This window comes from Allosalinactinospora lopnorensis (assembly GCF_000981225.1).
GTDB lineage: Bacteria > Actinomycetota > Actinomycetes > Streptosporangiales > Streptosporangiaceae > Allosalinactinospora > Allosalinactinospora lopnorensis.
The window spans coordinates 33,934-44,785 of record NZ_LAJC01000048.1 but is presented as its reverse complement, the minus strand read 5'-3'; the positions used below and the strand labels follow the sequence as shown (position 1 = coordinate 44,785).

The 10,852-nt window shown below is 70.4% G+C and carries 10 protein-coding genes and 1 riboswitch; of the genes, 3 read left to right on the top strand and 7 right to left on the bottom strand.

Annotation, left to right across the window (positions count from 1 at the left end; translation table 11 throughout):
* Positions 1-23: 23 nt before the first annotated feature.
* Positions 24-1,049, bottom strand: coding sequence for a 6-phosphofructokinase (locus tag VS93_RS17390; RefSeq protein ID WP_046470964.1), 1,026 nt, complete (start codon positions 1,047-1,049; stop codon positions 24-26).
* Positions 1,050-1,311: 262 nt separating this feature from the next.
* Here VS93_RS17390 and glpK point away from each other — a divergent pair, with 262 nt between their 5' ends.
* Positions 1,312-2,790, top strand: coding sequence for a glycerol kinase GlpK (glpK, locus tag VS93_RS17385; RefSeq protein ID WP_046470963.1), 1,479 nt, complete (start codon positions 1,312-1,314; stop codon positions 2,788-2,790).
* A 182-nt stretch (positions 2,791-2,972) separates the two neighbouring features.
* Here glpK and pknB read toward each other — a convergent pair whose 3' ends face one another.
* The 4 genes from pknB to thiO form a co-directional block, all read right to left on the bottom strand.
* A complete protein-coding gene (pknB, locus tag VS93_RS17380) occupies positions 2,973-4,907 on the bottom strand; it encodes a Stk1 family PASTA domain-containing Ser/Thr kinase (RefSeq protein WP_046470962.1) in 1,935 nt (644 codons plus the stop codon).
* A 181-nt stretch (positions 4,908-5,088) separates the two neighbouring features.
* Positions 5,089-5,883: a thiazole synthase gene (locus VS93_RS17375; protein WP_046470961.1), complete on the bottom strand. Its 795-nt coding sequence runs from the start codon at positions 5,881-5,883 to the stop codon at positions 5,089-5,091.
* Between the two features lies 1 nt (position 5,884).
* On the bottom strand, positions 5,885-6,085 hold the full coding sequence (gene thiS, locus VS93_RS17370) for a sulfur carrier protein ThiS (RefSeq protein ID WP_046470960.1): 201 nt from the start codon (positions 6,083-6,085) through the stop codon (positions 5,885-5,887).
* A gap of 5 nt (positions 6,086-6,090) precedes the next feature.
* Positions 6,091-7,248, bottom strand: coding sequence for a glycine oxidase ThiO (thiO, locus tag VS93_RS17365; RefSeq protein ID WP_046470959.1), 1,158 nt, complete (start codon positions 7,246-7,248; stop codon positions 6,091-6,093).
* Positions 7,245-7,356, bottom strand: a riboswitch (TPP riboswitch). Its footprint overlaps the gene before it by 4 nt.
* A 123-nt stretch (positions 7,357-7,479) precedes the next feature.
* On the opposite strand from thiO, the gene VS93_RS17360 reads away from it, so the two are divergent.
* Both VS93_RS17360 and thiE read left to right on the top strand, forming a co-directional pair.
* The gene (locus tag VS93_RS17360) at positions 7,480-7,839 is read left to right on the top strand and encodes an Rv2175c family DNA-binding protein (protein ID WP_082126969.1); all 360 of its coding nucleotides are present in this window, start codon (positions 7,480-7,482) and stop codon (positions 7,837-7,839) included.
* A gap of 91 nt (positions 7,840-7,930) precedes the next feature.
* The gene (thiE, locus tag VS93_RS17355; RefSeq protein ID WP_236700596.1) at positions 7,931-8,584 is read left to right on the top strand and encodes a thiamine phosphate synthase; all 654 of its coding nucleotides are present in this window, start codon (positions 7,931-7,933) and stop codon (positions 8,582-8,584) included.
* A 6-nt stretch (positions 8,585-8,590) separates the two neighbouring features.
* On the opposite strand, the gene VS93_RS17350 is transcribed toward thiE, so the two are convergent.
* Both VS93_RS17350 and VS93_RS17345 read right to left on the bottom strand, forming a co-directional pair.
* Entirely contained in the window at positions 8,591-9,484 is an 894-nt protein-coding gene (locus VS93_RS17350) for an SDR family oxidoreductase (protein WP_046470957.1), read from the bottom strand.
* A gap of 83 nt (positions 9,485-9,567) precedes the next feature.
* Positions 9,568-10,842: a DUF418 domain-containing protein gene (locus VS93_RS17345; RefSeq protein ID WP_046470956.1), complete on the bottom strand. Its 1,275-nt coding sequence runs from the start codon at positions 10,840-10,842 to the stop codon at positions 9,568-9,570.
* Positions 10,843-10,852 lie beyond the last annotated feature (10 nt).

Sequence of the window (10,852 nt, the reverse complement as noted above, 5' to 3'; positions counted from 1 at the left end):
CGGGGGTTCCGTACCGGTCGGCCTCAGCCGAAGAAGACCTCCGCCTCCTCGTAGCGCTCAGCCGGGACGGTCTTGAGCTTGTCGGTGGCGGCGGACAGGTCGACCCGGACGATGCCGGTGCCCTGGAGGGCGACCATCTTCCCGAACTCCCGGTCGTGGACGGCCTCGATGGCGTTCACCCCCAGGCGGGTGGCGAGGACCCGGTCGAAGGCCGAAGGCGTACCGCCCCGCTGGACGTGGCCGAGGACGACCGAACGCGACTCCTTGCCGGTGCGGGTCTCGATCTCCTCCGCCAGCCGTTGGCCGATGCCGCCGAGGCGGACGTGACCGAAGGCGTCCTTGTCGCCGGTGGCGAGCTCCATCTGGCCCTCCTTGGGGTGCGCCCCCTCGGCGACCACGATGATCGGCGCGTAGTTGGTCTTGAATCGGCTCTCGACGTGCGCGACGACCTGGTCGATGTCGAACGGGTACTCGGGGATCAGGATGACGTTGGCGCCCGCGGCCATGCCGGAGTGCAGCGCGATCCACCCCGCGTGGCGGCCCATGACCTCGACGATCAGAGCGCGGTGGTGGGACTCCGCGGTGGTGTGCAGCCGGTCGATCGCCTCGGTGGCGATGTTGACCGCGGTGTCGAACCCGAACGTGTAGTCGGTGGCGTTCAGGTCGTTGTCGATGGTCTTCGGAACGCCGACCACGTTGACGTCGCGGTCGTGCAGCTGGCGCGCGACACCGAGCGTGTCCTCACCGCCGATCGCGACCAGCGCGTCGACGCCGAGGCCGGCCATGTTGTCCTTGACGCGATCCACCCCGCCCTCGATCTTCATCAGGTTGGTGCGCGAGGATCCGAGGATCGTGCCGCCCCGCGGCAGGATTCCGCTCACGGCGGCGCGGTCCAGAGGCATGGTGTCGCCTTCGAGTGGTCCGCGCCAGCCGTCGCGGAAGCCGACGAACTCGTACCCGTAGTCCTTGATGCCCTTGCGGACGACCGCGCGGATGACCGCGTTCAGCCCCGGGCAGTCACCGCCACCGGTCAGCACCCCGACTCGCATGTGTACTCCTCGAACTCACTGATGACTAGAACACCATGACCGGCGCGTGCTCTGCGCTCTCGCATGGACTCTGGATCCCGTTGGGCGCCGCCGGAGGCGGCGGTGTGAACAGTGTCACGGAAACGTACCCGCGTAGCGTTGGAAAGCGACTACCCCGGGGTAGGTCCTCCGGATGACGATCCGAAAAGGATCGGGTTCACTCCGTTCCACACTGTTCACGTGGTCTAGACCATAGTCGCCTTAGCTGCTGGAGGCCAACCCCATGTCCGTGCTCACCATCGACGCCGGCACAACGGGTGTCACCGCGCTTGTCGTCGGAGAGGACGGCGGTGTCCTCTCCCGTGGTTACCAGGAATTCGCTCAGCATTACCCGGAGTCGGGGTGGGTCGAACACGTTCCCGAGGAGATATGGCAGGCGGCGCTCGCAGCGTGCCAGATCGCCCTAGACGCCTCGGACCAGCCCCCGAGCTGCGTCGGCATCACCAACCAACGCGAGACCGCCGTGCTGTGGAACCGCAAGCGCGGCAGTTCGCCGCGAAGAGCGATCGTCTGGCAGGACCGCCGGACCGCAGGTATCTGCGAGGAGCTGCGCGACCTCGGAAAGGAGGGTCGGGTCACCCGGATCACCGGGCTGCGCCTGGATCCCTACTTCACCGCCACCAAGCTCACCTGGATCAGGCGGCACGACCAGCGGGCCTGGAGCGGTGTGGAGTCCGGCGACGTCGTCGTCGGAACGGTCGACTCCTACATCATCGCCCGGCTGACCGGCGGGGCGCGGCACGTGACCGACGCCAGCAACGCCTCCCGGACCCTGCTCTACGACATCCGGGCCGGGCGCTGGTCGGAGGAGATGTGCGAGTTGTTCGGCGTCCCCATGGAGGCCCTTCCCGAGGTCGTTCCCTCCTACGGCGCCGTCGGCGAGACGGAGCCCGAGGAGTTCCTGGGCCTGCGGCTGCCGATCGCGGGTATCGCCGGCGACCAGCAGGCGGCCATGTTCGGGCAGAACTGCTATTCGCCGGGCACCTCCAAGTGCACCTACGGCACCGGTTCCTTCGTCCTGGTCAACACCGGCCAGGAGGCGGTCGATCCGGAACACGGCCTGCTCAGCACAGTGCTGTGGCAGCACCCCGACGGCACCCTGGACTACGCGCTGGAAGGGGCGATCTTCGTCACCGGCGCCGCCGTGCAGTGGCTGCGCGACGGCCTGGGGATGCTCGACAGCGCCCCGCAGTCCGAGGCGCTGGCCAGGGCTGTCGAGGACTCCGGCGGTGTCGTGTTCGTTCCGGCGCTGACCGGCCTCGGGGCTCCGGACTGGGACCCGTACGCCCGTGGCGCCATCTTCGGGATCACCCGCGGGACCGGCCGCGCTCACCTGGCCAGGGCCACACTGGAGGCGATCGCGTTCGAGGTCCGAGACGTCGCCGAGGCCATGGAGCGGGCCTCCGGAACCAGGCTCCCCGAGCTCCGGGTCGACGGCGGGGCGTCGGCGAACGACCTGCTCTGCCAGATCCAGGCGGACCAGCTCGCGGTCAGTGTGGCCCGGCCGATGGTCCAGGAGACCACCGCTCTGGGCGCGGCGTTCCTGGCCGGCCTCGGCACCGGGGTGTGGAACTCCACCGACGAGCTGAAGGACACCTGGAAGCTCGACCGGCGCTTCGAGCCGGGGAAGCGCGACGAGGCCGCCTACCGGCGGTGGCGGGTCGCAGTCGAGCGCTCCAAGGGGTGGACCGAGCTGGGCTGATCCGGAAAGCCGCACGGCCTCGGTGCGCCGCGTTCCCGCGTAAGGGCGGGGCGCGGCCTTAGCGGCGAGAGCGACCTCGGCGGAGCGGGAGAGCGCAGGTCCCGGGGGCGGTCGCCGTCCGCTGCGGGCCGGAGCCGGGCGGTCCGGGAACGCCGGGACGGCACCGGTACGGGCGTGCCGTCCTAGTCGTCCTCGTCGTCGTTGTCGCCGTCGCCGTCGTCCTGCTCCCCATCGTCGGGATCCCTCGGTTGGACGAAGGGGCCGACGGTCAGCTCGATCGTCTCGCCTTCCTCCGCCTCGCCCTGCGGGCTGAAGCTCTGGACGCGGTCACCGCCGAGGAGGGACTCGTTCACCTCCACCTCGAAACCGCGGTCCTTCAGCTCCTTCTCGGCGTCCTTGACCTTAAAACCGGTGACGTCGGGGATCTCGATCTTCTCCGCACCGGAGGAGACGGCGATGGTGACCGTGTCGCCGGGCCCGGCGGTCACCCCCGCCTCGGGGTCCTGCCCGACGACCTCACCCTCGTCGGCGTCGCTGGACACCTCGTTGACCTCGACGTTGAGTCCGGCCTCCTCCAGCGTCCCGCGAGCGTCATCCTCCGGGGAGCCCACGACCTCGGGCACCTCGAAGCCGGAACTGACCTCCAGGGTGACGGCATTCTCGCGGTCGGCGTCCGCCCCGGGCTCCGGGTCGCTGGAGAGGACCGTCCCCGGCGGCTCGTCGTAGGAGACGCTCTCCTGCTCCTCGATCTCGGCGAGCCCGGTCTCCTCCAGCGTCGTGCGGGCCTCGCTCACCGGCTCGCCCACGACGTCCGGCATGTCGATGACCTGGGGCCCTTTCGACAGAGTAACCGTGACCGTATCGCCGGGCAGAATCTGCTCGCCGGCGCCGGGAGAGCTCTCGGCGATCTGGCCCGCCTCGGCCTGGTCGCTGTAGGCGCGCTCGCCGGCCACGACGAGTTCCAGGCCGGTCTCACTCAGCCGCTGTTCGGCGGCCTGCTCGTCCAGACCGGCCAGCTCGGGGACGTTCTCGTAGCGGCCGAACAGCATCCACCAGCCGAAACCGAGCAGCACCGCAAGCAGGACGACGCCGAACGCCAGGGCGGCGTACCGGCCGTACCGGCCGAGCCAGGGGCGCTGCTCCGGCCCGCCGAAGTCGGCCCCCTCCAGATTGACCTCCAGGGTGTCGCTCCCGCTGGAGTCCCCGGCGGGAGCGGGGACCGCCGTGTCGTAGGCCAGCGGCGAGGTCTGCCCGACGGCGGCCCCGGCTCCGGGCGGCATCACCTTCAGCGTGGAAGTCAGGTACTGCCCGGCGTTGCTGGGGCGGTAGCGGGGGTCTCGCTCCGTGGCCTTGGTGACCAGTTCGTCGACCGCGGGAGGGGTGCCGGGAACGACCGAGGAAGGGCGCGGTACGTCGGAGTTGACGTGCTGGTAGGCGATCGCGATGGGGTTCTCACCGGTGTGCGGCTGGCTTCCGGTGAGCAGCTCGTAGAGCATGATGCCGGCCGCGTACACGTCGGAGCGGGCATCGGAGGTGCCGCGCTCGATCTGCTCGGGAGCAAGGTAGGCGGCGGTCCCCATGACCGTTCCGGTCTTCGTCATCCCCTGCTGGGAGTCCTCCACGGCGCGCGCCAGGCCGAAATCGGCGACCTTCACCCGGCCGTCCTCGGTGAGCAGTACGTTCTCGGGCTTGACGTCGCGGTGCACCATCCCGGCCTGGTGCGCCGCGCCCAGCGCGGCCAGGACGGGGGCCATCACCTGCAGGGCCTGCTGCGAGTCGAGCCGGCCGCGCTCGTTCAGCATGTCGCGCAGCGTGCGACCCGCCACGTACTCCATCGCCAGGTAGACGTGCCCCTGGTCGTTGCCCTGGTCATAGACCTGGACCACGTTGGGATGGGACAGCTTGGCGACCGAGTGCGCCTCGTTGATGAACCGGCGCACGAACGAGGGGTCCTGGGCAAGGGAGAAGTGCATGACCTTCAGGGCCAGGCGCCGGTCGAGTCGTAGATCGTGACCGACGTAGACGGTAGCCATGCCGCCGCCCGCGATCCGCGATTCGACGTAGTAGCGCCGGTCCAGGGTCGCGCCAACGAGCGGGTCCGCAGTCGTCATGTCCACGTGGGTGAGTGTAAGGGGGATGAGGCCGCCAGGGGGGAATGACGCGGTCTAGAACGGAATGCGCGGCCTTGTCCGCACCCGCGCCATCCGGTGTGACCCCGGTATTGTGGCCGCGCGTAGTCGAACGGAGAATTTTTGTCACAGCCCGGGCGCCGGAGGAGCGGGCCCGGGGCTGTGCCGCTCAGTCCGGAGTGGGAGAGGAGGCCTCGGCGTAGCGCCGCACGGGGATCCGTCCGGCCAGCCGCGCCCGCCGCCCGGCCGTGACGGCGTCGCGCATGGCGGATGCCATCAGCATGGGCTCCTGGGCGCGGGTGACGGCCGATGCCAGCAGCACGGCGTCGCAGCCGAGTTCCATGGCCAGCGCCGCCTCGCTGGCTGTACCGATCCCGGCGTCGAGGATGACCGGGACGCCGGCCTGTTCCACGATCAGTTCGATGTTGTGCGGGTTGCGGATGCCCAGGCCCGAGCCGATGGGGGAGCCCAGCGGCATGACCGCGGCGCATCCCAGCTGCTCCAGGCGTCGCGCCAGGATCGGATCGTCGTTGGTGTAGGGCAGGACGATGAACCCGTCGTCCACAAGGCGCTCGGCGGCGTCGAGCAGCTCCACCGGGTCGGGGAGCAGGGTGCGTTCGTCGGCCACCACCTCCAGCTTGACCCAGTTCGTCTCCAGCGCCTCGCGGGCCATCCGGGCCGTTCGCAGCGCATCGGTGGTGGTGAAACACCCGGCGGTGTTGGGCAGGGGCTGGATACCGTTGCGGCGCAGCACATCCCACACCGACCCCTGCGTGCTCGGGGCCACCCTGCGCATGGCGACGGTCGTCATCTCGGTCCCGGAGGCGAGCAGCGCCTCCTCCAGGATGTGCAGCGACGGCGCGCCGCCGGTACCCATGATGAGCCGGGAGCCGAACTCCCGGTCGGCGATGACGAGGGGGTCCCGGGTGTCCACGGCCGCCGGCACGCTGATCTGAGTGGTCATCTCACCCTCCCTGCACCGCAGTGAGCACGTCTACCCGGTCGTTCTCGGTGACCGTGGTCCCGGCCCACGCGGCCTTGGGGACCACTTCGTCGTTGACCGCTACCGCGATGCCGCTGTTCTCCTCCGTCAGAGAGCGGACGACGTCGGCCACCGTGGTGTGCGGCGCCATGTCGCGGCGCTCGCCGTTGATGATCACGTCCACTGGTCTCACTCGTTTCTGTCGCTGCCGAATTCTCGGGTGGCGGCGAATCGCCGCGCGTAGTCCGGTAGGTCGCCGCCGGCCAGGACCTCGGCCATGGCGTCCCCGGTGGCCGGGGTCAGCAGCACGCCGTGTCGGAAGTGGCCGACGGCCACATGCAGCCCGGGCAGGCGGGTCGGCCCGAGTAACGGTTCGTTGCCGGAGGACCCCGGCCGCAGGCCGACGCACGTCTCGGTGACCTCCAGCTCGCTCACGCCGGGCACCAGTTCGTGCGCGTCGCGCAGGACCTCCCAGAGTCCGCCGGCGGTCAGCCGGGTGTCGTACCCCAGCTCCTCCTGCGTGGCGCCCACGACGATCTCGCCGTCCGCCCGGGGGACCAGGTAGACGGGAGAGCCCTTGACCAGGCCGCGCACAGTGCGGGAGACGATCGGGGGCTCGTTCTCGGGCATCCGCAGCCGCAGCAACTGGCCCTTGACCGGCCGCAGCGGTGGGAGGGCGCCTTCAGGGACACCTCCGATCCCGGGGGTCCAGGCGCCGGTGGCCAGCACGACCTGCTCGGCGTTGATCTCGCCGCCGGATTCCAGGCGCACACCGCGGGCCCGGCCCCCGTCGGTCAGCAGCTCGGTCACGCGATCGCGGACACCGACCACGCCGTTCCGCTCGGCGGCCGACCACAGCGCATCCGCGAGCATCCGCGGGTCGACCGAGTGGTCGTCGGGGGCGAAGATGCCCCCGCGCACCGAGGGCGCGAGCATCGGCTCCAGTTTGCGGCACTCGCGGCTGGTCAGCCGTTCGGCCTTGACTCCGAGGCGGGTCTGCAGCTCGCTGAGTTCGGTCAGTTTGGCCAGGTCGTCGGTGTCGAAAGCGATCTGCAGGGTGCCATTGGGCCGGAAACCGGCGTGCAGCCGGCTCTCGCCCTCCAGCTCGGCGATGAAGGCGGGGTAGCGGTCGCGGGACAGTACGCAGAACCGCATGAGCGGTTCCTCACCGAACGTGGCCTCGGTCGCGGGAGTGAGCATCCCCGCTGCGACCCCGGAGGCGGCGTTGCGGGATTCCCGCGAGACAACGGTGACCTTCAGTCCGCGTTGCGCGGCTCGCCAGGCGGTGACCAGGCCGATAAGCCCGTTTCCCGCGACGACAACATCGCGGGAGGTTCCTGTGCGCACGATGTGAAACCTCTCCCTTCGCCGGTATGACCCGGATCAGGTTCATGCGGTCGGAGGCTCACAGCCTCCCTCTCAGCCGGGTTTCACCCGGCTCCCGCGGGGATCTGCTTGTCTACACTCCCCGATTTTACCGACCCCTGGTCGAAAGGGAGAACGCCCCTGCGCTACGCCATGAGCGATAACAGGGAAAAGGGGGGTTTGCGCCGGAGCGGGGTGTGGCAGATTGGCTCCGTGACACAGAATGACCGTGACATCGACGCCCTCGTGGGTGACTGGCTGCCGATGCGGGAGGCCGCGAAGGCGCTGAACGTCAGCCCGAACCGGATCAAGCAGCTCATCCGCGACCACAAGCTCCTCGGTGTCAAGCGACAGGGGGAAGTCTCGATCCCGGCCGCGTTCATCGTCGAAGGCGAGGTCGTCAAGGGGCTGCCCGGCACACTGACGGTCCTCGCCGACTGCGGTTTCAGCGCTGAGGAAGCGCTGCGCTGGCTGTTCACACCCGATGACACGCTTCCCGGAGCACCCATCGAGGCGATCATGGCCAGCCGCGGCACCGAAGTACGCCGCCGCGCCCAGGCCATGGCACTGTAGCGCGGAGCAGGCACAACGGAGCGGCCAAACGCTGCGGGCCGCTCCGTCCGGCGGTACGGCCCGCATTACCCTGGACACCGTGAATGCGAGCTTGCGTGAGCGCCTGGACGGCAGCCGCCTCTACCTGTGCACCGACGCCCGGCAGGAGCGAGGCGACCTCGCCGGGTTCCTCGACGCCGCACTCTCCGGCGGCGTGGACATCGTCCAGCTGCGCGACAAGACCCTGGAGGCGCGCCAGGAGCTGGAGTTCCTGAAGGTCATGCGCGAGGCGTGCGAACGCCACGGGACGCTGCTGGCCGTCAACAACCGCGCCGACATCGCCCGGGCGTCGGGCGCCGACGTTCTGCACCTCGGTCAGAACGACCTGCCCGTGCGCTATGCCCGGGAGATCATCGGGGACGGGCCGCTGATCGGCCGCTCGAACAACAACGCGGAAACGGCGGTCGCGTCGGCCGCGGAGGAAGGGGTCGACTACTTCTGTGTCGGTCCCACCTGGTCCACTCCCACCAAGCCGGGCCGTCCGGCAGCGGGGCTCTCCCTCATCGAGAAGACGGCCGCGCTGGGCGGCGACCGCCCCTGGTTCGCCATCGGCGGGATCGACCTCGACAACCTCGGCCAGGTGCTCGACGCCGGTGCGCGCCGCGCCGTCGTGGTGCGCGCGATCACCCAGGCCGACGACCCGCATGCCGCGGCCGCGGAGTTCCGGCGTCGGCTGGAGGCGCGGGCGGACGCGGCCGCAGGCTGAGTCCGGTCAATTGTGCACGTGCGCCAGCGTGCTGGGATGCCGGCGCAGGTAGCCCTCGATGGACTGGGCGGGATGGCCGGCCAGGTCCGGGACGGTGGGGACCACCACGTCCATCTCGCCGTTGGCGATGGCGGCGTAGGAGCTGGCCCAGCCCTCGATGGCCCACTCCGGAGCGCCGGAAGGGCGCCGCGACTCCAGAGCCTCCTCCCAGGTCTCCGGGACGTACCGCACGGCTTTGGCGGTCAGGGCGGACAGCCGCTCGACGGTCGTGCCGAGGGTCACCGCTTCGGGGCCGGTGACGTCGTAGGTTCGGCCGTCGTGGACGGAGTCCCGGGTGAGCACGGCGGCCGCCACGTCGGCGACGTCGTCGCGCGAGACCCAGGCGACGCGCCCGTTCCCCGCCGGGCCCCGGAGCACCCCGGTGCGGTCGATCCAGTGGGGCAGCATGTCGAGATAGAAACTCGGGCGCAGGAACGTGTGGGCGACGCCGGCGGAGCGGATGTGCGTCTCGGTGTAGAAGTGGTCGCGAGCGAAGGTGAACGTCGCCGCGGGGGCCGCTGAGAGGAAGGAGAGGTAGACGATCCTGGTCACGCCCGCGGCGACGGCGGCGTCGATGGCGCTGATGTGCTGCCGCAGCCGGTCGGCGGACTCCGTCGCCGACACCAGGAAGAGGGTGGCGGCCCCCTTCACCGCACGTTCGAAGGCGTGCGGATCCTCGTAGGCGGCCATGGCGGCCATGGCGGCGCTGGCGTCGGGCAGCTCGGGGGCGCGGTTGATGTCCCGGACGATGAGGCGCTGCGCGGCGCCGATCCGGGCCAGCCGGGCGGCCACCCGTCCACCGATAGCGCCGGTGGCGCCGGTGATGCCGATGGTGTGCGTTATCGCCTGATCGTCACCCATGGTTTAAGATTCTCGCCCTGCGACCCGCCCGGTGCACTCACCACTGCGCGGTGAACGCGGATCCGCCGGTACGGGGGCCTCTTTCAGCGTGTCGTGTCACCGGTCGCGCTGCCTTCCCGGGCGGTCGCCGAGCCGGGGTAGCTGAGCCTGCGGAGCAGCACTTCGGCGGGACCGCGGCGGTCGGCGCGCTCCAGCGCGTAGGCGCCGGCGACCGTCACCAGCCAGGTCGCCACGGCGAACGCCGCCATCTGCGCGCTCCCCATCACCGCGCCGAGCCCCAGCCCCCACGCGGACAGCAGTGGGGCGCAGATCACCGACTGGGCGAGGTAGCACGACAGCGAGCGTTTGCCGACGGCCGCGACAGAGGTGACAGCGAGCCCGTGCCGCACGCGCCCCTGCAAGCGGTACCCGATCAGGCCGAAGAGCGCGGCGTAGCCGAGACCGCCCAGGAGTCCGGTGAACGACTGGGTTGTCGAGAAGACCCAGCTCACGGACTCGGTGAGCGGCAGGATATCCACGTGGTGGAGAGCGTGCGGGAGCCCGCCAAGCCAGGCGAACGCGATCCCGCCGATAGCCACGCGGCGCAGGAGGGGGAGATGGCGGTGCGGCTCCTCCAGGATCCGGTTGCGGGCCGCCCAGAAGCCGAGCAGGATCGCGACGGGGACGGTGATCGTCAGCACTCCCTGGAAGACGGCGATCAGCGGCCACAGCATGGCGCGCTGGCCGGCGGCGGCGAGCGGGTCGGTCTCGCTGACGTTCGCTGTCATCATCGCCATGAAGTCGGTGCCGCCGGCGGTCTGCGCCGGAGCGTCGGCGGCCGCCGCGATGGAGGCGCCGACGACGCCGAGCACACTCACGATAGCGAGGACGGAGGTCCCGATCCCGGCCCAGACGAGCAGGACGCGGTTGCTGCGCCGCAGGAACAGCGCGCCCAGCACGAGGCCGGCGAAGCCGTAGGCGCCGAGGATGTCGCCCATCCAGAGCAGCAGGGCGTGCACGAACCCGAAGACGAGCAGCCACAGGTTGCGCCGCCGCAGCAGGGCCAGCGCGGCTTGCCGGGGCGCCCCGGCCTCCTCCTGGCGCAGCAGCAGCTGCACCATGCCGTAGCCGAACAGGAAGGCGAACATGGGATAGACCCGCAGGTCCACACAGGTGATGATGACCGCCTGGACGATCTGGTCCGGGACGGAGCCGTCCACGGGGTGGAAGGTCGTCAGGCCGCGCTCGCGGCCCCACAGGTAGAACGGGGTGTTCGCCAGCACGATGAGCAGCAGCATGAAGCCGCGGGCGAGATCCGGGGCGAGCGCGCGTTCGCTGCCGCCTACGGGAGCGCGCAGGGAGGGGCGGGCAGTGTCCATCGCAGTGCTC

Bases quoted from the DNA above. Each gene is read 5' to 3' on its own strand.
- VS93_RS17390 (WP_046470964.1), bottom strand. From the start codon at position 1,049: ATGCGAGTCGGGGTGCTGACCGGTGGCGGTGACTGCCCGGGGCTGAAC.
- glpK (WP_046470963.1), top strand. From the start codon at position 1,312: ATGTCCGTGCTCACCATCGACGCCGGCACAACGGGTGTCACCGCGCTT.
- VS93_RS17375 (WP_046470961.1), bottom strand. From the start codon at position 5,883: ATGACCACTCAGATCAGCGTGCCGGCGGCCGTGGACACCCGGGACCCC.
- VS93_RS17350 (WP_046470957.1), bottom strand. From the start codon at position 9,484: ATGGGTGACGATCAGGCGATAACGCACACCATCGGCATCACCGGCGCC.
- VS93_RS17345 (WP_046470956.1), bottom strand. From the start codon at position 10,842: ATGGACACTGCCCGCCCCTCCCTGCGCGCTCCCGTAGGCGGCAGCGAA.